The organism is Terrisporobacter mayombei, from assembly GCF_020748465.1.
In the GTDB taxonomy this organism is placed as follows: domain Bacteria; phylum Bacillota; class Clostridia; order Peptostreptococcales; family Peptostreptococcaceae; genus Terrisporobacter; species Terrisporobacter mayombei.
The window spans coordinates 145,167-170,436 of record NZ_JAHZMP010000004.1; the positions used below are offsets into that span (position 1 = coordinate 145,167).

The 25,270-nt window shown below is 29.4% G+C and carries 23 protein-coding genes; 6 read left to right on the forward strand and 17 right to left on the reverse strand.

Annotated features, from left to right (window positions below; translation table 11 throughout):
* Positions 1-6: 6 nt before the first annotated feature.
* Positions 7-1,284 (reverse strand): GTPase HflX, encoded by a 1,278-nt coding sequence (gene hflX / locus K0039_RS14345; protein WP_228105758.1) that lies wholly within the window; start codon positions 1,282-1,284, stop codon positions 7-9.
* Between the two features lie 153 nt (positions 1,285-1,437).
* Here hflX and K0039_RS14350 point away from each other — a divergent pair, with 153 nt between their 5' ends.
* Positions 1,438-1,701: a cysteine-rich small domain-containing protein gene (locus tag K0039_RS14350; RefSeq protein WP_228105759.1), complete on the forward strand. Its 264-nt coding sequence runs from the start codon at positions 1,438-1,440 to the stop codon at positions 1,699-1,701.
* Between the two features lie 63 nt (positions 1,702-1,764).
* Here the strand turns inward: K0039_RS14350 and K0039_RS14355 are convergent, their stop codons facing one another.
* From K0039_RS14355 to K0039_RS14370, 4 genes are all read right to left on the reverse strand, one after another.
* Positions 1,765-2,397, reverse strand: a complete 633-nt coding sequence (locus tag K0039_RS14355; protein WP_228105760.1) for a TIGR01906 family membrane protein — start codon at positions 2,395-2,397, stop codon at positions 1,765-1,767.
* A gap of 60 nt (positions 2,398-2,457) precedes the next feature.
* Entirely contained in the window at positions 2,458-4,014 is a 1,557-nt protein-coding gene (locus K0039_RS14360) for an ABC-F family ATP-binding cassette domain-containing protein (RefSeq protein ID WP_309164796.1), read from the reverse strand.
* Between the two features lie 156 nt (positions 4,015-4,170).
* Positions 4,171-4,908: a zinc dependent phospholipase C family protein gene (locus K0039_RS14365; protein WP_228105762.1), complete on the reverse strand. Its 738-nt coding sequence runs from the start codon at positions 4,906-4,908 to the stop codon at positions 4,171-4,173.
* A 13-nt stretch (positions 4,909-4,921) separates the two neighbouring features.
* On the reverse strand, positions 4,922-5,731 hold the full coding sequence (locus K0039_RS14370) for an N-acetylmuramoyl-L-alanine amidase family protein (protein ID WP_228105763.1): 810 nt from the start codon (positions 5,729-5,731) through the stop codon (positions 4,922-4,924).
* A 159-nt stretch (positions 5,732-5,890) separates the two neighbouring features.
* On the opposite strand from K0039_RS14370, the gene K0039_RS14375 reads away from it, so the two are divergent.
* The 3 genes from K0039_RS14375 to K0039_RS14385 all read left to right on the forward strand — a co-directional run bounded on the left by K0039_RS14375 (position 5,891) and on the right by K0039_RS14385 (position 10,505).
* Positions 5,891-6,316, forward strand: a complete 426-nt coding sequence (locus tag K0039_RS14375) for a hypothetical protein (RefSeq protein ID WP_228105764.1) — start codon at positions 5,891-5,893, stop codon at positions 6,314-6,316.
* A 363-nt stretch (positions 6,317-6,679) separates the two neighbouring features.
* Complete coding sequence (locus tag K0039_RS14380; protein WP_228105765.1) at positions 6,680-7,528, forward strand: SpoIVB peptidase S55 domain-containing protein; 849 nt, start codon at positions 6,680-6,682, stop codon at positions 7,526-7,528.
* Between the two features lie 337 nt (positions 7,529-7,865).
* A complete protein-coding gene (locus K0039_RS14385) occupies positions 7,866-10,505 on the forward strand; it encodes a transglycosylase domain-containing protein (RefSeq protein WP_228105766.1) in 2,640 nt (879 codons plus the stop codon).
* 42 nt (positions 10,506-10,547) lie between these two features.
* On the opposite strand, the gene spoVAE is transcribed toward K0039_RS14385, so the two are convergent.
* The 9 genes from spoVAE to K0039_RS14430 form a co-directional block, all read right to left on the reverse strand.
* Positions 10,548-10,910 (reverse strand): stage V sporulation protein AE, encoded by a 363-nt coding sequence (gene spoVAE / locus K0039_RS14390; protein WP_228105767.1) that lies wholly within the window; start codon positions 10,908-10,910, stop codon positions 10,548-10,550.
* Positions 10,911-10,922: 12 nt separating this feature from the next.
* Positions 10,923-11,936 (reverse strand): stage V sporulation protein AD, encoded by a 1,014-nt coding sequence (gene spoVAD / locus K0039_RS14395; RefSeq protein WP_228105768.1) that lies wholly within the window; start codon positions 11,934-11,936, stop codon positions 10,923-10,925.
* A 34-nt stretch (positions 11,937-11,970) separates the two neighbouring features.
* A complete protein-coding gene (spoVAC, locus tag K0039_RS14400) occupies positions 11,971-12,429 on the reverse strand; it encodes a stage V sporulation protein AC (protein WP_228105769.1) in 459 nt (152 codons plus the stop codon).
* A gap of 138 nt (positions 12,430-12,567) precedes the next feature.
* Positions 12,568-13,332: an RNA polymerase sporulation sigma factor SigF gene (gene sigF / locus K0039_RS14405; RefSeq protein WP_228105770.1), complete on the reverse strand. Its 765-nt coding sequence runs from the start codon at positions 13,330-13,332 to the stop codon at positions 12,568-12,570.
* Positions 13,333-13,358: 26 nt separating this feature from the next.
* A complete protein-coding gene (gene spoIIAB / locus K0039_RS14410; RefSeq protein ID WP_228105771.1) occupies positions 13,359-13,787 on the reverse strand; it encodes an anti-sigma F factor in 429 nt (142 codons plus the stop codon).
* Between the two features lie 21 nt (positions 13,788-13,808).
* The gene (spoIIAA, locus tag K0039_RS14415) at positions 13,809-14,141 is read right to left on the reverse strand and encodes an anti-sigma F factor antagonist (RefSeq protein WP_228105772.1); all 333 of its coding nucleotides are present in this window, start codon (positions 14,139-14,141) and stop codon (positions 13,809-13,811) included.
* A gap of 512 nt (positions 14,142-14,653) precedes the next feature.
* Positions 14,654-15,169: a folate family ECF transporter S component gene (locus K0039_RS14420; RefSeq protein WP_228105773.1), complete on the reverse strand. Its 516-nt coding sequence runs from the start codon at positions 15,167-15,169 to the stop codon at positions 14,654-14,656.
* Between the two features lie 511 nt (positions 15,170-15,680).
* Positions 15,681-17,345, reverse strand: a complete 1,665-nt coding sequence (locus K0039_RS14425; protein ID WP_228105774.1) for a DEAD/DEAH box helicase — start codon at positions 17,343-17,345, stop codon at positions 15,681-15,683.
* 170 nt (positions 17,346-17,515) lie between these two features.
* Positions 17,516-18,487, reverse strand: coding sequence for a calcium/sodium antiporter (locus K0039_RS14430; RefSeq protein ID WP_228105775.1), 972 nt, complete (start codon positions 18,485-18,487; stop codon positions 17,516-17,518).
* Positions 18,488-18,846: 359 nt separating this feature from the next.
* Here K0039_RS14430 and pflB point away from each other — a divergent pair, with 359 nt between their 5' ends.
* Entirely contained in the window at positions 18,847-21,078 is a 2,232-nt protein-coding gene (gene pflB / locus K0039_RS14435; protein WP_228105776.1) for a formate C-acetyltransferase, read from the forward strand.
* 271 nt (positions 21,079-21,349) lie between these two features.
* A complete protein-coding gene (gene pflA / locus K0039_RS14440) occupies positions 21,350-22,090 on the forward strand; it encodes a pyruvate formate-lyase-activating protein (RefSeq protein ID WP_228105777.1) in 741 nt (246 codons plus the stop codon).
* A 78-nt stretch (positions 22,091-22,168) separates the two neighbouring features.
* On the opposite strand, the gene K0039_RS14445 is transcribed toward pflA, so the two are convergent.
* From K0039_RS14445 to K0039_RS14455, 3 genes are all read right to left on the reverse strand, one after another.
* Positions 22,169-22,339, reverse strand: coding sequence for a fluoride efflux transporter FluC (locus K0039_RS14445; RefSeq protein ID WP_228105778.1), 171 nt, complete (start codon positions 22,337-22,339; stop codon positions 22,169-22,171).
* A gap of 304 nt (positions 22,340-22,643) precedes the next feature.
* On the reverse strand, positions 22,644-23,840 hold the full coding sequence (gene thiI, locus K0039_RS14450) for a tRNA uracil 4-sulfurtransferase ThiI (RefSeq protein WP_228105779.1): 1,197 nt from the start codon (positions 23,838-23,840) through the stop codon (positions 22,644-22,646).
* A 13-nt stretch (positions 23,841-23,853) separates the two neighbouring features.
* Positions 23,854-25,005, reverse strand: a complete 1,152-nt coding sequence (locus K0039_RS14455; protein WP_228105780.1) for a cysteine desulfurase family protein — start codon at positions 25,003-25,005, stop codon at positions 23,854-23,856.
* Between the last annotated feature and the right edge of the window lie 265 nt (positions 25,006-25,270).

Below are 25,270 nucleotides of genomic sequence, written 5' to 3' on the forward strand. Positions count from 1 at the left end.
CCAAAATTATTTTATATAGTCCTTATATATATTATAATCTTCTTCATCTAAATTTACATCAACAGAAATACCATTTTCTTCATAATTAAAATCATTAACATTATATTTGTCTTTTAATTTGCTAAATATATCTCCTCTTTCATAAGGAAGTAGAAGACTTACTTCATGAGTATCTTTCATTAAGGCTTCTTCAATTAATTTTAATAACTTATCCATATTTATTCCTTTTTTTGCAGAAATATATACTTTATCTTTTTGATTTTTTGGATAAATATCAAGTTCTAGCTTATCAACTTTGTTATATACTATAATTGTTTTCTTTTCGCCAACTTCTAAATCTTTTAAAACAGATTCTGTTGTTTGCTTTTGAAGTTCATAACTACTATTAGTTGCATCGATAACATGAAGTATTAAATCTGCATATTGAACCTCTTCAAGTGTTGCTTTAAAAGCATTTACTAAGTCATGTGGAAGTTTGCTTACAAATCCAACTGTATCTACAACTAAGAAGTCTCTTTTATTAGGCAGAGTTGCTTTTCTTAAAGTTACATCTAGTGTAGCAAATAGCATATTTTTTACAAATACTTCTTTTTCCTCTTCATAATCTTTGTGTGTTTTTATTAATTCGTTTAATAAAGTTGATTTTCCTGCATTTGTATATCCGACTAATGCAACTATTGGCATATTTGATTTCATTCTTTGAACTCTTTGAGTTTCTCTATTTTTTGATACTTCTTTTAATTCTCTTCTTATATCTGCTATTTTATTTAATATAATCCTTTTGTCTATTTCTAATTTTTGTTCTCCTGGTCCTCTTGTTCCAATCCCTGCACCAGTTCTACTCATTTCTCCACCCATACCATAAAGTCTTGGCATTCTATATCTAAGCTGAGCAAGTTCAACTTGTAGCTTCCCTTCTTTACTTAGGGCTCTTTGAGCAAATATATCTAATATAAGTGTAGTTCTATCTATAACTTTTCTACCTATAGCTTCCTCTAAGTTTCTTATATGAGCTCCCGATAACTCGTCGTTGAATATTACCATAGTAGCACCAGTAGCTTCACAATATGCTCTAAGTTCTTCTACCTTACCTTTTCCAACATAGTACGCTGCATCAATAGATGGCCTATTTTGAATTAAGCTTCCAACGACTTCTGCTCCAGCAGCCTTAGTTAATTCTTTTAACTCTTCCATTGATTCATTTATATCTATGTCATCTATTCTTTTCACATTTGTTGTTATATTAAGCCCTATAAGTAAAGCTCTTTCTTGTTGTTTTTCCATTTTTACACCTCTTTATCTTAATGTATGTATATGTTTAAAATCATTTTCTTTGCTATATTTTTTGTAATTAAATAAATAATAATTTTTTATAATTATACCATTAAAGTTAATATTTAGTATAATTAAATTATTAATAATAGGAGGTTTTATCTTATGAGTGAAAATTATAAATTCTTTAGCCATAAAGAATGTGAATACTTTCCTTGTCATAAAACAAATGACTCTGACAATTTCAATTGTCTATTTTGTTATTGTCCCCTTTATGCTTTAAAAGATAAATGCGGAGGCAATTTTAAGTATACTGATAGTGGTATTAAAGATTGCTCTAACTGTGGTCTTCCTCACAAAAGAGATAACTATGATTATATTATTGGAAAATTTAAAGATATTATTAATATAACTAAAAAATATGATTAATAATCTACATAATAAAAATGATACCGACTGATTTTAAATTAAATCCGTTGGTATCATCTTTTATTATTTATATCTTTTATTCAACACTCTATAAGACATTTGTAGCAAAATACTTATCATAAGTATTATTGCTAAAATAAATATTCCTATATGGAAAAACACATCCTGTGGCAACATATTAATTACTGGATCTATATTAGGATCAAATATCCAATAATCATTTGAAAATACTGCCTCATGAAATTTTATAAAGAAATAATTAAAATTAATCATAAGTGGAATTACTGTAATTATTGGTAGCAATATGGTCATTATAGATGCAGTATTTAAAAACTTTATATTTTTATTTTTAATACTTAAAATAATGCCCAAAACAGAAATTAGTCCACTTATATAAAATACTTTTTTAACTACCTGAAAAATATTCCTTACTTCTTCAAAATGAATTTTTCCTTCTTTAGAATATTTAATTGTAGGCAAATGAAATTTTGCCACATTCTTATTTAGATTATAGTCAATTAAATAATCATAGTTTTGCTTAATTTCTTCTTCAGTGAATCCACTCATTTCACTTATGTTTAATTTTTTTACATCATAGTAATATAAACTTTTACATTTTAAACCTATTATGACTGAACCACTAATTATAAAAATAGCCAATGAAAATGAAATTAAGATATTTAATAATCTTTTCATTTGTACTCCCCTTGAAATATAATTACTACTTTCCCTTTTTATATTTTATCAAAAATTAAATTATACTATTTTAGTAGTGAAATCTTCTATGTTCCACACATCATCTACTATATCACTGTAGAATTCAGGCTCATGGCAAACTAATAAAACAGTTCCTTTGAACTCTTTTATAGCTTTCTTTAACTCATCCTTAGCTTCCACGTCTAAATGGTTAGTAGGCTCGTCAAGTACTAAAAAGTTTATATCTTTAAGCATTAATTTACAAAGTCTAACCTTAGCTGCTTCTCCCCCACTAAGAACTCTAACTTGAGAAGTTATGTGCTCATTTGAAAGACCACATTTAGCTAATGCTTGTCTTACTTCATAGTTTGTTAATACTGGATATTCATTCCATACATCATCTAAGGCAGTGTTGTAGTTGTCCTTTGAAGACTCTTGCTCGAAGTATCCTACTTCTAAATAATCTCCCAATTGTACTGCACCATCAAATGCTTTTTGCATTCCAAGTAATGTTCTTAGTAATGTAGACTTACCTATACCATTCATTCCTTTAAGAGCTATTTTTTGTCCTCTTTCTAATTGGAAGTTTAATTGTTTAGTTAAAGGATCATTGTAACCTAATACTAAGTTATCTGTTTGGAATATAAATCTAGAAGCTGCTCTAGCATTTCTAAAGTTAAACGTTGGTTTTATTTTCTCTTTTGGTCTTTCTAAAACCTCCATTTTATCTAGAACTTTTTGTCTTGAGTTAGCCATACCACGTGTAGCAACTCTTGCTTTATTTCTTTGCACGAAATCTTCAAGCTTTCTTCTTTCTTCAACTTGTCTTTCGTAAGCGCTCTCTTCTTGTTTTTTCTTAATTTCATTAAGTCTTACAAACTCATCGTAATTACCTTTGTATCTAGTAAGTTCACCATTTTCTATATGATAAATTACATTACAAGTATCATTTATAAATGGAACATCATGTGATACTAAGATAAAGCTGTTTTCGTAATCTTGTAAATATCTAGTAAGCCATACTATATGTTCCTCATCTAAATGGTTAGTCGGCTCATCAAGTATAAGTATTGTTGGGCTTTCTAAAAGTAATTTAGTTAAAAGTACTTTTGTTCTTTGTCCTCCACTTAAATCATCAACATCTCTATCTAATCCCACTTCTCCAAGACCTAATCCGTTAGCTACTTCTTGGATTTTTGCATCTATTGTATAGAATCCACTATTTTCTAATATTGTTTGTATTTCAGCAGTTTCCTCAAGAAGTTTAGTCATCTCCTCGTCACTTGCTTCACCCATTTTGTCGTACATAGCAAGCATTTCTTGCTCTAATTCAAACATGTGCTTAAAGGCACCTCTAAGTATGTCCTTTATTGTATTTCCTTTTTCAAGAACTGAATGTTGATCTAAATAACCAACAGTTGCTCTTGAAGACCATTTTATATTTCCTGCATCTGGCATAAGTTTTTTTGTTATTATATTTAAAAAACTAGATTTACCTTCTCCATTTGCACCAACAAGTGCTATATGTTCACCTTTTTTAAGTCTAAAAGATACATTTTCTAGTATAACTCTAGCCCCGAATCCATGACTGACATTTTCTACTACAAGCATTTTCACACCTCTTCATAAATTTTTTGTCTATAATATCTATACTATTATATTTCATTTTAATAAAAATGTATATTTATTATTTTTACCTTTTTCAATAAGTACAATATGTTTATACAAATAAAAAGAGTCACCTTAATTTTTTAAGTTAACTCTTTTTATTTATTAGTTATATTTATTTACTCTTTCTTTTTTTCTAATCATATCTAAATCGTCATAAAACATTAGCATACATCCAGCTGTACTTCTTTGAGCAAGATTTAGTGCATTAAAAGCTACTAGATAAAACTTTGTTTTATCTTCATGTACATTTTTGTACATATAATCAAAGTTCAAAGCACTTCTAGAATTAGACTCTATATAGTCGCTTACACTATTATAAACTAAAGGACCTTCCTTAGTTTTAAAGCGTTTTACCTTTTTATAATTTGATTTCACATAAGTCTCAAATTGTTTATGGCTATCTAGTAGTTTTCTTTTAGCATGTTGAGGTATGGTTACATCTTGAATTACATGACACATAGCTCCAAAATAAGCCATTCCATTTACATAATCATCTTCATTGATAAAATGTAATGCATTTTTGTAATAAGTATTTGCTAGTGTCATTGCATTTGTAGTATGCCCATACATTCCTCTTTTGTCTTCTGGATTATAAAAATGAAAATATGACTTAAAATCTTGATCAGCCCATATTAACCCTTTATTTATATATGACTCAAAATTATTATAAAATTGGAACTGCTTCTCATATCCTTCATCTCTTATTACATCTAAAGCGCTTTTTTGAATAAATAAATGTACTTCGCAGTTTGTGTTTATTATTTTCTTTTTAATAGGATTCACTACCCTAAAAGTTTGAGATATTAATCTACCATAAGCCTTTTCTAAACGATTTTTCATTTATATCACCACTTTAATTAGTCTGAAAATACTCTTCTACTCCGTCAGCAATACTTTGCATCATTTTTCTTTGATATTCTTTATTAGACATCATTTCATCTTCATTATAATTACTCATAAATCCCATCTCTACTAATACTACTGGCACCTTAGACCAATTGAAGCCTGTTAAGTCATCTCTTTCAAAGATTCCATTAACTTTGAATCCTCCATCGTCCATTTTATTTTTTATTAAATTAGCGCATTCGTAGCTAGCTTCAAAGATTGATGATGTATATTTACCTTTTTGTGATGGAATTAAAATAGATGCACCTGTTATTGATGTATCGTCAGAACCATCAGCGTGGATTCTAATCACCATATTTGCATTATGATCATTAGCAAATGTAGCTCTCTCTAGATTACTTATATTTACATTGTGACTTTCCCTAGTCATAATAACGTCAAAACCTTTACTTATTAATATATGTTTTAAAACTTCAGATGCTTCTAAATTCAAAATATATTCTGGTTTTTTTGTACTTATCCCAACCGTACCAGAAGAAACTCTAGCTTTTTGGTATGGTGAGCCTGGACCTACAGGTTCACTTTTCCAATCACCCTTAGCTTGGTGACCTGGATCTATACAAATTAAATATTTTTCAACTTTCTCTTTTTTCTTTGCACCTTCATTTTTAGTTGAGTCTTTGTTTTTATCATCTATTTTTAATCCTGTAATTATAGATGCACTATTTTTATATAAGTTTTTCATGGGATCTGACTTTCCTATAAAAATTATTCCTAAAACCATTATAACAATAAGAGATACTTTATAAACTTTCATAAGCCTTCCTTTCTTTTTCTATAATATTTAATATAAGTTATTATTTCCACTTTCCATCGGCTTATTTATATTCATAGTTTTTTATTTTGTATTTTTAACATATATATTTATATACCTAGATTGGAGGTGATTATAAATCTCTATTTAGGGATTAAATAAATGAGTGAATCTAAGGGTAAGTCAAATAAAAAAAAGAAATCTAAAAAAAGAAGTAGCTACAAAAAAGAAAATACTAGTAACTCAAACAATAATGACAAAAACTCTTCCAATAGTAATTCAAGTAATAAATCTAATAGCGGTCAAACTAAAGATTCTAAACTTTGTTGTTTTAGCTCTGTAGATTACATTGTCCTAGCTTCAACTCTTGCCATTGCTTTGGGAGAAGAATTATCTTCAACAGATTTAGGAATATTATCTACCTTTTTTGCTGTTTTATCTGATGAATTAGCTTTAATACAAAGTGTAAACAATTGTAATAGCAATACTAATAATCCAATCTTTGTTCCTCCTGTTGCTGATGTTGCAGTAACTTCGTCACAGAGTAAAGGCAATGAAAATAAAAAAAATATCAAAAAAAAGAAATAAAAACATATTTTACAATAAATTACATGTTTTTATTTCTTTTATTTTTTGGTCCTTTAAATTTAGCCATTTTAAATTATCCTTTGTTTTTTTATGAAATCTTCGCCCTTCTTGAAACTCATTTCCAAGGATTAAAACTTTTATACTGCGCAACATAATATTAAAGCACCAACATGAACACATGACAGAAAGAAGGTGTTTTATATTTTAAATAAAAATTTAAAAGATGAAGTTGCTTTAAAAAAGATAAAAAATAAAATTAATGGTTTAGTTTTAATATTTTTTTATGTTTTTCTATATTTTTTCTCAAATAATTTTATTTATTCACAATCCTTAGAAAAAAGCGATTGCGAATACTTAATACCAATGGGAAATATATTGCAAATTGATGCTCAATTAAAAAATATCATTGTCAGAAATGAAATTAATGGTTGTCCTTTAAAAATAGGTGATTCTATTTTGAAAGTTGAAGATAATGATATTGATTCTTACGAAGATTTTAATTATGTTATTTCTTCCTTAAATAAAACTGACGATATATCAGTTTTAATAAGAAGAGAAAATTCAGTTTTTTGCTTAAAATGTGATAAAAATGCCTTAGAAAAAATTAATTTTAATAACTTAATATCAGGTTTTGCTACTTTAACTTATATTAATCCTGATACAAAGGAATTTGGTGCTGTAGCTCATTCTATTAACATTGGAACTACTAAAAAAATTCCTATAAAAAAAGGGTGTATTTCTTGCACCAATAATTTAAATATTAAAAAATCTTATAAAGGTAATGTTGGTTGTATAAATGCTGTAAAAGACAATGTAATTGGTGAATTTGAAGACAACACTACCTTTGGTATTAAAGGCTCAGTTAACAATGTTGATTTATCTAACTATAAAAAATATAAAGTTGCAGAAGTAGATGAAGTTAAGTTAGGAAAAGCTCAAATTATTTTACAAAATAAAAATAATATTTGTAAGAAATACAATATTGAAATAATTAATATTGAAAAACAGAGAAAGCCTGATTCAAAAGGAATTAAAATTAGAATTACTGATCCTCAACTCTTAAAAGAAACTGGTGGTATTGTACAAGGAATGAGTGGGACTCCAATAGTACAGGGTAATAAAATAGTTGGTGCTGTATCACATGCTTTAGAAAACAATCCTACTATAGGATATGGTGTTTATATTAAATGGATGTTAGAAGAATCTCATTAAAAGAACTGCTTAAAAGCAGTTCTTTTTTAAAATTTTTTTTTATATCTTTTTAAATCTCTAAAAAATAGTTAATACTAACAATATGAACTAAAATATAAATAAATATTTTTTAATTAAATTATTAAAATACAAATATTAACATAATTTAATGTTATACTTAAAATCAAATGTTTTTATTAATTATTGTATAAAATTAATAATTTTACTTTATTATTTGTATATTATAAATGTATAATTATATTGTATCTTTTACTTAAACTGAAATCAGCATAAAGGAGATTTTGTAAAAATCCTTAAATATGTTATAATTATTCATTAATATAAGGAGGTTAATCTTATGGGAAGAGATAATCGCGATGATAAAAATAAGATCAAGAGAAGAAAAGTAAGCTCTTCAGATAAAAGAAATACATCTCAAGCCTCGAGTAAATCAGGCAAGTCCAGTAGCTCTAGTAGTAAAAGAAAAGTTTCTAGGAAAAAGAGCTCTGGAAGATTTAAAGGTGTTAAGACAGTTGCTCTAGTATTTCTAGTACTTTTAGTAGTAGGTGTGGCAGCAGTATCTGGTATTGTGTTTGCTTCACTTAGAAATACAGACACTATTAATAAAGCTTACGTAGATAAAAAAACATTCCAAACAACAGAAATTTTATATGCTGATGGTCATTTACTAGCAAAAGCACAAACTTCTAACAAGAAGGAACCTGTAGATAATATAAAAGATATAGATAAGGATTTACAACATGCTTTAATTTCCGCAGAGGATGAGCGTTTTTACGAGCATAATGGTGTAGACATGAAAGGTTTAGCACGTTCTGTAGTAAACACTCTTATGGGTAATAAGCAAGGTGGTTCAACAATACCAATGCAGGTTTCAAAGATGTTAATTACATCTCAAGAACGAAGTGTTACTCGTAAGATAAAAGATATTTACTATGCTTTTGAAATGAGTAAGACAATGTCTAAAGAAGATATATTACTTGCTTATTTAAATAATTTTTATGCTGGTAATGGTTTATATGGTGCTGAAGCTGCAGCTCAAGGTTACTTCAGTATATCTGCAAAGGATCTAACTCCAGGTCAAGCTGCTTTATTAATGGCCTCTACTAATAATCCAAGTAAGTATTCACCATATATAAAAGAAAAGTTAGATGGATCTGAAACTAAAGAAGATGTAGAAAACAAATTATTATTCTACACTAATACAACAGAGGATACTTGGGATGAGCCATCTGAAGTAGAGTTACAAATGATACAAAAAATATACTCTTGGCAACTAATCGACTACGAAACATATACTCAATTGATAAATAAAACTATTGTTGTTAGAAAAGCCGTACCTAGAGAGGCTGCTAAAGAAAAGCAAAAAGCTATTTTATCAAAAATGCTAAGATTAGGGTATATTACACAAGAACAATATGACAAAGAGGCTGCTACTCCAATTGAAATAAAACTACCAAAAGCTAAAGAAACTGTTGTTTCTTCTGTTGAAGATTATGTTTATTCTGAAGTAGTAGAAGCTTTAATGAATCAAGGATATACAAAAGAAGAAGCACAAAATATGTACTATAATGGTGGACTTAGAATTTCTACTACTATAGATGCTGGTATGCAAAAAAACCTAGAAACACAATATGATAATAAAAGTAATTTCCCTGAAACTAGAAAAGGTGCTGACGGGGTTGTTCAGCCTCAATCAGCCATGGTTATATTAGACTATAGAACAGGTCAAATTAAGTCCTTAATCGGTGGTAGATATGTTAAAGGTAAAAGAACTTTAAACAGAGCTACTAATCCAGAACAGCCTGGATCAACTATAAAACCTTTATCAGTTTATACTCCTGCTATAGACACTAAAAAGACTACACAGTCTAGAGCATTTAGTGATGCTAGAGGCGGATATGAATTTGAAAAGAATCAAAAATGGAATCCAAAAACTACTACTGCTGGATCTGGTATAATGAGTGCACGTAAGGCTTTAGCCTGGTCATCAAATACTGTTGCTGTAAAAGTAGGTGAAACATTAGGTAACTCATATGACGAATCTATTGATGTAATGATAGACTACCTTAAAAACTTTGGTATAACTACTGTAAAGGATAGCAAAACTGATAAGGATACAGATAGACAATTTCCTTCTTTAGTATTAGGTGGTATGTCTTATGGTATATCTCCACTAGAGATGGCTGCTGCTTATGGTACACTAGCTAATGGTGGTAATTATATAGAACCTACAGTATTCACTACTATTCAAACTTATGATGGTAATTTAATAGCTAAATCTAACCCACAAGAAAATAGAGCTGTTAGTGAAGATGTTGCTTTTGTTGTAACTGATATGCTTCAAGCTGTTGTTAAAGAAGGAACTGGTAAAAATGCAGCTATAGATAATATGGCTGTTGCAGGTAAGACAGGTACTACTAATGATGCTTTAGATGCATGGTTTGTTGGTTATACTCCATACTATGTTGGAGCAACATATATAGGTGACGATGCAGGAACAGGGAAAGCAAGACAAAGTGTTGTTGGAACAAGTTCTTCAGCAGCTTCTCTTTGGTCAAGTGTTATGACCCCTATACACAAAAACTTAACACCTGTAGAAAGTTTTACTAAACCTGAAGGCGTTTATTTTGCTAAAATAAATCCAGTAGATGGCGGAACTTCATCTTATGGTGTAAATGCTGCATTTCTTGAAGGAACATCTCCTCAACGTGCAAGTACTCAAGCACCTCCAGTTCAAGAAAAACAACCTGCTGAAGAAAAGCCAAATACTGATGCTGGTGCTGGTGATAATCCTCCAGATGATGGTAATACAGAAAAACCAGTAGAACCAACACCTCCTGAAGATACAGGCGGTAATAATGGTGGTAACGATAATGGTGGTAACAATAATGGTGGAGGCAATGAAGATAATTCAGGAGATAAGCCTGTAGATAAGCCTGTAGATAATACCACAGAAAATACTGACAAAGTCAATTAATAAATAAAAAAACTTCCTTAATAATTAAGGAAGTTTTTTTTATCATGGTTTTGTCTTTGGATTAAAAATTACAGATATTATATAACCAAAGAATATTGCAGCAGCCACACCTCCAGCTGTAGCAGTTATTCCTCCTGTAAATATTCCTAAGAATCCATCTGTCTCCATTCCCTTCATAACTCCTTTTGCCAATGAATATCCAAATCCTATTATAGGTACTGTTGCACCTGAACCACCAAAATCAACTATTGGTTCATATACTCCTAAGAATGTTAAGATAGCTCCTAAGCTTACATAAGTAACCATTACATAAGGTGTCTGCATCTTAAAATAATCCATCATTATTTGAGCTATTACGCATATTAGGCCACCAACTATAAATACTTTTATATAATCTAGTAACATAAGCTTTGCCTCCTATTCATTTACAATTACTACACCATGAGCTACTGATGGTATAGTCTGCTTTTGAAGTGTACTTGTTGGAGATAATAAAGCGCCTGTTGATACAAGCATAACTTTATTAAATTCTTTTTTAAGTAATTTATCGTATATATATGAACAAAATACTGAGGCTGAACATCCACATCCACTTCCACCACAGTGCACATCTTGTTCTTCTAAATTAAAAATTTCTATGCCACAGTCTGTGTATACTTTTGATATATCTAACTTCATTTGTTTTAATAAATCTATCACTATTTCTTTTCCAAGTTTGCCTAAATCTCCAGTAGCAATAATATCGAAACTATTAGGATCATCTTTTGTATCTTGAAAATACGAATATATGGTGTCTATTGCTGCTGGAGCCATTGCTGCACCCATATTATTTCCATCATCAATTCCTTTATCTATAACCTTACCTGGTATAATATATTTTACTTTAGGTCCTTTACCATCTTTGGTAAGTAAAACACTGCCAGCACCTGTAACTGTCCACTGAGCTGTCATTGGTTTTTGATTACCTAATTCTAGAGGGAATCTAAATTGTCTCTCTGCTGTACAATAGTGGCTAGAAGTCCCACATAGTACATATTTAGCATATTCTCCGTCTATGGCCATAGAACCTAAACACAGCCCTTCTGACATGGTAGAACAAGCACCATATATACCAAAGAAAGGTACACCTAATTCTCTAGCTGCAAAAGATGCTGGAAACAATTGATTTATTAAATCTCCTCCGAATAGAAAGTCCACATCTTCCATAGTCTTATTTGCTTTTTCCACACTCATTTTCATTACAGTTTGCACCATTTTGCTTTCTGCTAATTCCCAAGTTTTCTCACCATATAAATCATCCGATAAAATCAAATCAAATTTATCTTTTAAAGGTCCTTGTCCTTCTTTAGGGCCTACTATTGATGATGCTGCAATAATCGTAGGCATATTATTTAATTCTATAGTTCTTTTTCCAATTCTTTTTTTATTCATAATTTCACATCCTTAAATATTAATTTCTAATTTATTAAAAAATTAATTTAATGAAGTAATATAGTAGCCCGCATATTATGGATGATGAAATACCATAAACTAAAACCGGGCCTGCTATTTTAAATAAATTTGCTCCTACTCCTGTTACATATCCTTCTTTTTTGAACTCCATAGCTGGAGACACAATTGAATTTGCAAAACCTGTTATAGGAATAATTGACCCTGCTCCTGCTCTTTTACCTATAAGGTCATAAACTCCTAAACCTGTAAGAAATGCTCCTAAAAAGATTAATGACATTGATGTGGCAGAAGCTGCTGCTAGTTCATCTAAATTAATGATTTTCATATAAATATCATTAATACCCTGTCCTATACAACAAATTAGTCCACCTACTAAAAAAGCCATTATACAGTTTTTTAAATAAGTTGGCTTAGGGCTCATTTTTTCTACATATTGTTTATATTCATTTTTATCTGGTTGCATATCAGGCATATATTTTTCCCTCCAATTTTTATAAAGAATTAAATACAATATATATTTATTATTTGAAGAAAATTGAAAAATAAACTAAATATTTTTGTAATCAAAAAAGTCCCTTTGATTTTTCAAAGAAACTTTATTGTATTTAAATTAACTTATATAAGATTTTAATTTTAATAATACTCTTTTCTCTATTCTTGAAACCTGAACTTGAGATATTTTTAAGATTTCTCCAATTTCACTTTGGGTTTTATCTTCAAAATATCTAAGCATAATTATCTGTCTTTCTCTTTTTTCTAGTTTTCCTAATACTTCTTTTAACAATATATTATCTACTACTTTCTCTTCGTTATTTTCTTCTTTTAAACTAATTTTATCTATTAAACAAATTGGAGAACCTTCTTCTTCATGTATTACTCCATGTAAATATTCTACAGAGAAATTTGCCTCCATTGCCATTACTAAATCTTCTTTTTCTACTTCTAGTTCTTTTGCAATTTCTTCAACTGTTGGTTCTCTGCCAAATTTTTTTGTTAAAGCTTCTCCCTGTGCTTTTGCTTTTATTGCTAATTGTTTAAGTGATCTAGATACCTTCACCATTCCATCATCTCTCAAGTATCTCTTTATCTCTCCAAGAATCATAGGTACAGCATATGTAGAAAACTTAACATTAAATGTTGGATCAAACTTATATATAGCTTTTATTAGTCCTATTGAGCCTAATTGATATAAGTCATCTCTCTCATATCCTATATTAGAAAATTTAGATACAACGCTTCTGACTAATCCCAAGTTGTTTGATATGAGCACTTCCTTAGCTTCTTCGTCACCATTTTGAGCTTTTTCTAGTAATTCTAAGGTTTCTTCATGACTAAGCAAGTGTCTTTTTTCTTCTTTTTTAGCAACTACACTCATATTCAAACCTCTATCCTTTTTTGACTTTATTTAGGTAATTCTATAGTTTTAGTCATTACTACCTTAGTTCCTTCTCCCTTTATAGAAACCACATCTAAGCTATCCATAAAACTTTCCATAAATGAAAATCCCATGCCTGATCTTTCAAGCTCAGGTTTAGATGTGTACATAGGTTGCATTGCTTCATCTACATCTTCTATACCATTTCCTCTATCTTCTACAACTACTTTTATTGCTCTATCTTCGATTTCACATCTTAGGTAAACAAATTTTGAATCATCTTCATCATATCCATGTATAATGGCGTTTGTTACTGCTTCTGATACAGCAGTTTTGATATCTGACAGTTCTTCTATTGTTGGATCTAATTTTGCTGCAAAAGATGCAACAATTACCCTAGATAAACTTTCATTTTCTGATTTTGCAGAAAACTTAACCTCCAAAATATTACTCATCCTAAAAGTTCCCCCTTTTAATTAAGAATTTATTGCATCTTCAAAGGTATCGTAAATATTAATAATTTTGCTCATTCCAGATAAGTTAAATAATTTTCTCACTCTAGAATTCATATTTATAACAGATACTTTACCACCATGGTTGACTATTTTTTTATATCTTCCAATTATTACTCCTATTCCAGAAGAATCCATAAAGTTTACATATTGAAAATCAAATATTATATAATCAATTTGTTTCTTCATTAAAATTGAATCTACTTCTTCTCGAACATCTCTAGCTACATGGTGATCAAGTTCAGCAGACAAAATTTCTACTAATAAGGTTTTATCTTCAAGATAACATTTAATCATATATTTCCCCCCTTATGAAAGATTTACAAGTAATCAATTCTATTAAAGTCTTTTGTATCCTTCAATGAAATTTAACTAGTTTTGTTATATTATGTATATTAATAATATTCAAAACAGCATAACAACCTATTATTACCTATATCTATATATTTTCCATAATTTACTTGTTATATTCTTATAATTTATAATTTTTTCAAATAAAAAAGTGTCTAAAAGGTATAAAAATACTCTTAGACACTTGTTACTTACACTAAAGCTATTAAATTTATAATTTATAGACATTTTCTCCAGTCCTAGCCGTTCTGGTTTTGGTATGAATTTTTTTATACAACCATTTTACCCTATCTAAATTCGCAGTGGTTGCTCTGCTACACACTATATCCTGATTACGTCATTATTTAATAAATTTTAGCAGCTATACCACTTTCAAGTAAATTATCTACTATATTTATTGCTGAATTATTTGATATAATTAATTTTCTATTGTTTGCATTTAAAATATAATTAAAAAGTTAAGCATGTGATACTTTCACAAATTTTATAACAACTTTTTTCCATATGATTCCTATTATAAGTGATTGTACTGGTATCATAAGAGCAGCCTTCATTATACGAGTTGGTAATAATGCTAAATACCCTTTACCCATCATTATAGATAGCCAATAAGTGTCTAATCCTAAATTTAAAACAAGACATACAGTTAAAACTGCACCTATTATTCTAGGCCATGTTTTTGGTTTATTATATAAAAATACTCCATATACTATTCCTGTTAAAAATGCTGTTAATGTAAATCCAGGGAAAAATGCTCCCGATGGAAATAAGGCAACTCCTAAAAGATCTCCTATTGTATATGCTATACCAGCACTTAATGGTCCATACATCATTGCTATTATTGCAATTGGTAAGAACCCAAATCCTATTCTAACTATTGGTGTTTGTATAGAACAGAATCTTGTTAAAATAACTTCTATTGCTATTAACAAACTTATTTGTATTAATTTTTTTACATCAAATTTATTATCCATAAATTTCCTCCTATTCTAGCTAGACACATAAATAAGTGATCCATGTGTATGGAGGTATTAAAAATGATAATTATTTTATTTAATTGTACTACTACTTATCATTAATTTAATATAGTCTATCTTTATAATTTAAATAACTATCAGATTTAAACAAATACAAAAGTGTTATATTTGTTTAAAATAAGTAAAATAATTTGTTATTACAATTATCACAATACTTCTGACTAAATTTGTAATGTCATATAGAATTGAATTTTAAAATGAATAGATAACTCCTCTTTTAACGTCCTTCTTCTAATGTCATTAAAAGGTGTATACCCCTGTATACATACAAATAGGAAAGATTTCATATTATGATAATTATACTAACATCTCATCTAAATTATATCATAAATGTATACCATTTGTATTGTATATTGCCTATATATTAATAACTAAAGCTATAAATTTATCAATATTTACATTCAAAAAAAGTAACTTGATTTATTAAATCAAGTTACTTTCATTTATATTATTTTCTTCTTGTATTGGTATTGGCTTTTTCTATATTAATTTTATTACCTTTAATTTTTATATTTTTCATTTTATCTAATACTTTTTTAGCATTTTCCTTTGGAACTTCTACAAATGTATATTTGTCATATATGTCTATTGTTCCAACTAATTTACCTGGTATACCAGCTTCACCTGCTATAGCACCAACTACGTCTTTAGCTTGTACTCTTTGGTTTTTACCAACGTTGATAAATAGTCTTACCATTCCAGCTTCAGCATTTCTACCACGTTTTCTATCACTTCTGTCGCCTCTGTCTCTATCTTTACGATCTCTTCTTCCAGATCCATCTCTGTAGTTTGAAGTTTCTTCTACTATTTCTTGTTTTTCTTCGTCACCTAAAGCAAGTTTAACAAGAGCTGCTGCTATTTCTATAACTTCTAATCCTTCTTCTTCACAAAGATTTTCCAGCCATTGAGTTTGCTTAGATAAGTTACTTTCTTTTATTGTTTCTTTAACTTCTTTGAAGAATGCAGTTACTTTCTTTTCCTCAACATCAGCTATTGTTGGTATATCATGTCTAACTAATTTAGATTTTGTATATCTTTCGATATCTTTCATTTTTCTTACTTCTTTTCCAAATACAAATGAGAAAGATATACCTTCTCTACCAGCACGACCAGTTCTACCGATTCTGTGTACATAATATTCTTCGTCTTGTGGAAGGTCATAGTTAAATACTGCTTCAACATCATCAACATCTATACCCCTAGCTGCAACATCTGTAGCAACAAGTATATCTATTGTACCTTGTCTGAATTTATCCATTACTATATCTCTTTGCGTTTGCTTTAAATCTCCGTGAAGAGCATCTGCAAAGTATCCTCTTGCTTGTAATTCACTAACTAACTCATCAGAACCTCTTTTTGTATTACAGAATACTACTGATAATTTTGGATTATATACATCTATTAATCTACATAATACTTCTAATTTATTAGCTCTTCTTGTTTCAATATAATATTGTTTTATATTTGGTACAGTTAATTCTTTTCTTACAATTTTTATTAGTTGAGGATCATCTTGATATTTTTTAGTTAAGTCTAATATTTCTTTTGACATTGTTGCCGAGAAAAATGTCGTTTGTCTTTCACTTGGAGTTTGCTCAAGTATTAATTCAATATCTTCTCTGAATCCCATATCTAACATTTCATCCGCTTCATCAAGAACTAACATTTTCACTTTGTCCATTTTTAAAGTTCTACGATTTATATGGTCTATAACACGTCCTGGTGTTCCTATTACTACTTGTACTCCGCTCTTTAGTGATTTTATTTGTCTGTCTATTGGTTGTCCGCCGTAAACTGGAAGTGTCTTTATTCCACTTTTATATTTACCTAATTTTTTCATTTCACTAGAAACTTGAATTGCAAGTTCTCTTGTAGGACATAATACTACTGCCTGTACACTTTTTTTATTAGGATCCACCATGTCTAACACTGGTATAGAGAAAGCTGCCGTCTTTCCTGTTCCCGTTTGCGCTTGTCCTATAACATCTTTTCCTGTTAAAATTACTGGTATAGATTGAACTTGAATCGGAGATGGCTCCTCAAATCCTAGTTCCGCCACTGATCTTTTTATTTCTTCACTTATTGGTAAATCTTCAAATTTTATTATATTCATAAATTATTTATTTCCTTTCCGTTATCATAAATATTAACTTTTCTATTATATAGTTTATTTCAATATTATGCAATTATATTTTTACCTAAAAAAAAGGTCCTATTCAGTTAATCACTTATTTTCGTAATTATCTAAATAAAACCTTATATAAATATGTATAAAATTTTTGTTTATGTTAAGTATGTAAAATATATTGTAGCTATGTAAATTATGTAAGTTCCTAGTAACACCAACCCCTGTAATCTATATATCTTGCTACTTTTAATTGTTGGTATCATTAAAGTTAATAAAAGAATTATCATAAAGACAAAATCTACCCTTATGTTTTGCGCTAATATAGGTAAATCATTAATTAATGACGAAATTCCTATAACTGAAGTAATATTTAATATATTAGCCCCTAATATGTTACCTACTGATATTCCATGGTGATTCTTTCTTATTGCAGTTAATGAAGATACTAGTTCAGGTAAAGATGTGCCTAGAGCTATTACAGTTAAGCTGATTACCCCTTGTGGAATTCCTATGTAGCTAGCAAGTTTCACTCCATTATCCACTAACAATTTGGAGCCTATAACCATCATTATTAATCCAAGAACAAATGAAGCTCCTATTTTTAAGCTTTCGTGTTTATTAGGTTTACTATTATTGCCAGAGTCCGCTCTCATATTACTTAGGCCACCAACTTTATTTTTACCCGATACACTTTTTATATTTGAGTACATATAAACGGAAAGTAATACAATTAATAGTAATCCATCTCCTTGGGTGATAGTTCCATTAGCCCCTAAAATCATTAAGGCTATTACAGAAATTAATAAAATGACTGATTTAGAAAAAAACATTTTTCTATCAACTTTAAAAGGGCTAATAAATGCAACTAAACCTAAAATTAATCCTGTATTACATATTATAGAACCTACAGCATTTCCCAAACTCATGGTTGTATGATTGTCCATGGACGCAAATACAGAAACTGTTAACTCTGGTAATGTAGTTGCAAAACTTACTATAGTGGCACCCAAAATCAACTCTGATATTCCAGTTTTCTTCCCAATCTTTACTGTACACTCTATAAATATGTCGGCACCTTTAGTGATTAAAAGAAATCCAATCAAAAATAAAATTATAACTAAAGTCATGCTATTCCCCCCTATATTTATAGCTATTCAAAAACTTAATCTTTATGCACCAAAATGTTTCTTTATTAAGAAGTAGACATCTGCTTTTTTACTAAGGTTATAAGCATTTTTTCAATTAAATAAATTCTCCGATATTTCTATAGGATATTGTTTAAAGCATTAAATAGCGGGTATTTATGTAGTATAACAAGTCAGATATAATTCTTATTATAAAGGCATAATATTTTTACAATATATTTTTTGTATACAATATACTTTGTTTATGTTAGAATATATTTGTTGTTACTTATTGAATTACAACATTAATTAACTAATTATTTATATTAAAAAGTAATAATCACTTTTAGGAGGATATCTTAATGAACGCATGGCAAGGTTTTAAAACTGGAAGATGGACTAAAGAAATAGACGTTAGAGGATTTATCCAAGCTAACTACACTCCATATGAAGGAGACGCTTCTTTCTTAGCTGGTGCTACTGAAAACACTAAGCAATTATGGGACGAAGCAATGGAATTATTCAAGAAAGAAAGAGAAAATGGTGGAACTCTTGATGTTGACACTAAAACTGTTTCTGCAATAGATGCTTACGCACCTGGATATATAGATAAAGATAGAGAAACTATTGTAGGTTTACAAACTGATGCACCTTTAAAAAGAGCTATAATGCCTGAAGGTGGTATAAGAATGGTTGAGTCTTCTTGTGAAGCTTACGGATTCAAATGTGACCCACAAGTAAGTGAAATATTCACTAAATACAGAAAAACTCACAACCAAGGTGTATTCGATGCTTATACTGCTGAAATGAGAGCTGCTAGAAGATCTGGTATAATAACAGGACTTCCAGATGCTTACGGAAGAGGTAGAATAATAGGTGACTACAGAAGAGTTGCTTTATATGGTGTTGATAAATTAATAGAAGACAAAATGGCGCAAAAAGACTCATTAGAAGTTTCTTGCATGGACGAAGATATAATCAGATTAAGAGAAGAAATATCTGATCAAATAAGAGCTTTACAAGCATTAAAAAGAATGGGTGAATCTTACGGATTCGACTTATCTAAGCCAGCTACTAACTCAAAAGAAGCTGTACAATGGTTATACTTCGGTTACTTAGCAGCTATAAAAGATCAAAATGGTGCTGCTATGTCAATAGGTAGAACTTCTACTTTCTTAGATATATACTTCGAAAGAGATTTAGCTGCTGGAACTATAACTGAAGAGGAAGCTCAAGAATTAATGGACCACTTCGTTATGAAATTAAGAATGGTTAAATTCTTAAGAACTCCAGAATACAATGATTTATTCTCTGGTGACCCAACTTGGGTAACAGAATCAATAGGTGGACAAGGTATAGATGGTAGAACATTAGTAACTAAAAACTCATTCAGAGTTTTAAACACTCTTTATACTATAGGACCTTCTCCAGAACCAAACTTAACTGTACTTTGGTCAAAAGATTTCCCACAAGGATTCAAAGATTTCTGTTCTAAAGTATCTATAGATACAAGTTCAGTTCAATACGAAAATGATGACTTAATGAGACCTTACTGGGGAGACGATTATGGAATAGCATGTTGTGTATCTGCAATGAGAATAGGTAAACAAATGCAATTCTTCGGAGCTAGAGTAAACTTAGCTAAAACTTTATTATACGCTATAAACGGTGGAGTTGATGAAAAATCAGGTGCTCAAGTAGGACCAAGATTTGAACCAATAACTTCAGAATACTTAGATTACGATGAAGTAATAGCTAGATTCGAACCTTTCACTGATTGGTTAGCAAACTTATATGTAAATGCATTAAATGTTATCCACTACATGCATGATAAGTATTCTTATGAAGCATTAGAAATGGCTTTACATGATAGAGATGTATTCAGAACTATGGCTTGTGGTATAGCTGGTTTATCAGTTGCTGCTGACTCATTATCTGCTATAAAACATGCTAAAGTTAGAACTATAAGAAACGAAGCTGGTGTAGCTGTTGATTTCGAAATAGAAGGAGATTTCCCTAAATACGGAAACAACGATGATAGAGTTGATGATATAGCTGTAAACTTAGTAGAAAGCTTCATGAACAAAATAAGAAAGAACAAAACTTACAGAAATTCTGTTCATACTCAATCTATATTAACAATAACTTCAAACGTTGTTTACGGTAAGAAAACTGGTAACACTCCATGTGGTAGAAGAGCTGGTGCTCCATTTGCTCCAGGAGCAAACCCAATGCACGGAAGAGATACTAACGGAGCTTTAGCTTCATTAGCATCAGTTGCTAAATTACCATACGAGCATTCTCAAGATGGTATATCTAATACTTTCTCTATAGTACCAGGTGCTTTAGGAAAAGATATGAGCGAAAGAGTAACTAATCTTTCATCAATGATGGACGGATACTTCACTGATGGAGCTCATCACTTAAACGTTAACGTGTTTGATAGAGCTACTTTAGAAGATGCTATGGAACATCCAGAAAAATATCCTCAATTAACTATAAGAGTTTCAGGATACGCTGTTAACTTCATCAAATTAACTAAAGAACAACAATTAGATGTTATAAACAGAACATTCCACGGAAAAATGGCTTAAGCTTAATTGATAAAATACAAGTAAAAAGACTAAATTCATTTTAGTCTTTTTATTTTACCCTTTTACTATAAAAAATCAATTTTTTTGGTAATAATAATTAGAAAATTAACATACACAATCAAAACTTAAAAAGTCAAGATATAAAAATATATGAAATATTCTTATTTATAGATTTATTTATGCAGTTAATCTATAATCTTCTTAATTTTAAATTTTGTATACATATTCTTTATCTTTTTTAGTTTTAATAATTAATTTTACGAGGTGCAATATGACTAAAGGAAGAATTCATTCAATAGAAACATTTGGAACAGTAGACGGACCAGGAATAAGAAGTATCTTATTCTTCCAAGGATGTCCATTAAGATGTAAATACTGCCATAATAGAGATACTTGGGATACAAAAGGTGGAACTGAATACACAGCAGAAGAATTAATAGAAAATGTATCTAGATATTCTTCTTATTGGAAATCATCTGGTGGTGGAATAACAGCATCTGGTGGAGAAGCTACTTTACAAGCAGATTTCCTTGCTGAATTATTTGCAAAAGCTAAAGAAAAAGATATTCATACTTGTTTAGATACTTCTGGTTTTGTTGATATAGAAAAAATCGAGAAAGTTCTTGATAACACTGACTTAGTGCTACTTGATATAAAACATATAGATGAAGAAGAAGCTAAAAAATTAACTGGTGTTGGTATAGAAAAAACTTTAAAATTAGCAAGATATTTAGATGAAAGACATATACCAATTTGGTTAAGACATGTGTTAGTACCTGGTATAACAGATAGTGAAGAAAACTTATCTAAAATTGGTGAGTTCGCTGCTTCTCTAAATAACGTAGATAGATTAGAGGTCTTACCATACCATACTATGGGTGTTCACAAATGGGAAAACATGGGTATTGAGTACGAATTAAAAGATGTTAGAGATGCTGATGCTGATGATGTGGCTAGAGCTGCAGAAATCATCGAAAGACATGGTGTTAAAGTATTTAATAGCAAAAAATAATTAATATTTTAAATATATTAACTATATAAATATTTGTATAAAATCATGAAAGAAGTCTTATTAAGAAGGCTTCTTTTTTTAAATTAAAAACTTACCAATTGATAAGCCAATTAAACTTAAAAATAAATTTAAAATTATATTAAGCGCTGCAAAAACAAACTTTCCTCCCTCTATTAAAATTACTGTTTCATAGCTAAATGTAGAAAATGTAGTTAAACCTCCCATAAGGCCTGTTGCTAAAAATAGCACCTATAAATCCACCTATTCCTATGCATAAAATATTATCTAAGGCTTTTATTTCTATTATTATTTTTTTAATATAATTACTTTATTTATTATATTTTTATACAAAAAAAGTGGAGTGTACCCTATTCACTCCACCTTTCTTTCACTACAAACACTACTTCTTGGAAATATTTTCGGCCAATTTATATTATTTCCAAATACCAAAACATCTACTCATTAATGTTTTATAAGTTAATGTTATCATACACATTTTATTTTTACAGTATACTTTTTTATATGAAAAGTATACCGTAGTATTACTACCTTTTTAGAATTCTATAACTTCTACTTCTATGTTAGCTATAGCATCTTCTATTAACTTTTCAACGTCTAGTGCTTTCTCTGAATCCTCTATTCTCTCTAATCTAGGCTTAGTTACAGGCTTTTTAGGAGCAAACACTGAACAACAATCTTCTTCTGGTATTATAGATGTTTCAAAAGTATCTATTTTCTTAGCTATATCTATTATTTCAGTTTTATCCATAGCTATAAGCGGTCTAAACACTGGTAAGCTTACAGAAGCATTTGTACAAGTTAATCCTTGTATAGTTTGAGATGCAACTTGTCCTATACTTTCTCCTGTTATTAAAGCATCACAGTTTCTTTGAATCCCTACTCTTTCAGCTATTCTCATCATAAATCTTCTTGAGATTATAGTCATTTCTTCATCTCTACAATTTAAGCCTACAGCTTTTTGTATTTCAAGTAAGTTAATTTTGTGAAGTCTTACTCTTCCAACATATTTAGCTAATATTCTTGCTAAATCTTTTACTTTCTCTTGTGATTTTTCACTTGTGAAAGGATATGTATGGAAATGTATAGCCTCTACTTCCATACCTCTTTTCGCAACCATCCATGTAGCAACTGGTGAATCTATTCCTCCTGATAATAAAGACATAGCCTTACCATTAGTTCCTATTGGAAGCCCTCCATAACCTGGAACAGTATCACTGTAAACTACCACATTACTTTCTCTAAGTTCACATTTTATTTTAACTTCAGGCTTATTTATATCTACTTTTATTCTATCTCCTACATTAGATAATAAGTATCCACCTATATCTATACTCATGTCTTGAGAAGTTAATCTAAATGATTTATCTCCTCTTCTACTCTCAACTTTAAATGATTTACCTCCACTTGATATTTTCTCTTCTAAAACTATAAGTGCTGTTTCTTTTAATTTTTGGTAAGCTGCTTCCACATCTTCGCCCTTATTTCTAAGCACTTTAACAGCTGGACAAACTCCAACTACACCAAATACCTTTTTAACTTCTTCACATACTTCATCATAATCATAATCGTCTAAATCCACGTAAACCCTTCCGTATTCCTTGTATACATTAAATTTATCTATTGGCTTTAGCATATTTTTTATGTTTTTTATTAACTTATTTTCAAAGATATATCTATTTTTACCTTTGATACCTATTTCTCCGTATTTTACTATAATTGAATTATACATATTCCACCTCTTATTATCGTCTTTTTATTATCATTCTTAGGTCACTTATTGAATCTTTCAATACTTTTACAGTTTCTAAAATTTCTTCTTCTGTATTAAAATCTGATAAACTAAATCTTACTGCACCTTCTATTTCTTCTGGTTTAAGCTTAATTGCATTTAGTACATGGCTCCCTTTCTTCTTAGAAGAACATGCTGAGCCTGTAGATACAAAAATATTTTTTTGTTCTAAGAAATGAAGTAAAACTTCTCCTCTCATATTTTCAAAAGAAACATTTAATATGTGACAAACTCCGTCTTCTGGTGAATTTACTTTTACGCCATCTATATTTTTTAATATTTCTTCTTTTAATAATTCTTTTAAACTTTGTATTTTTTCAATTTTATTATCTAAGTCTTTATTCATTATTGCCACTGATTTTCCTAAACCATAAATTCCTGGTACGTTTTCAGTACCTGATCTTACACTAGATTCTTGTCCTCCACCAGTTATAATAGGCTTTAGTTTACTATTTTCCTTAATATACATAAAACCTATTCCTTTTGGTCCGTGGAACTTATGACCACTTACTGTCATAAAATCAATATTATATCTAGTTGGTCTAAATTTAATTTTTGTGTAAGATTGAACACAGTCCACATGGAAGTATATTTTTTGTTCTAAAGTTTTTAGATATTTTCCTATTTCTTCAATTGGTTGAATACTTCCTATCTCATTATTAACGTGCATTGTAGAAATTAATATAGTAGAAGGCTTTATTGCCTTTTTTACATCTTCTACACTTATTTTTCCACTTTCATCAACTTCTAACAGTGTTATTTCAAATCCTTCTTTTTCTAAATCAGCTAATGTACTTAGTACTGATGGATGCTCTATATTAGTAGATATTATATGGTTTTTCGTTTTTCTAAAATTATAAGCAACTCCTCTAATAATTGTATTATTAGACTCAGTTCCTCCTGATGTGAAAAATATCTCTTTATCCTTAGCACCTAAACTTCTAGCTATATTTTGTCTTATTTCTTTAATCTTTCTGTCCACTTCTATTCCTTTTTTATGCAATGAAGAAGGATTCCCGTATTCTGTAGTAAGAGCTTTCACCATTTCTTCTACTACTTCTTCATAAGGTTTTGTAGTTGCACTATTATCTAAATAAATTTCCATTTATTACACCGTCCTATTATATTTTTTATTAATATATCCATCAATTATGTGCTTTAATTAATTCGTCAAAAATATCAGCATTTTTTATTATACCATTTTTAGACCTATTTTTTAATCTTATAGTATAAAGTTTTACAAATACATATTAATTATATTAACATTTTAGGCTATAAATATAATCAAAAAAATTTTCTAAAAAATTTGTAAAATTATGTTGCATTATTTGTCGAATATTGCTATTATATATAAGTAGTTATCCCCTTGA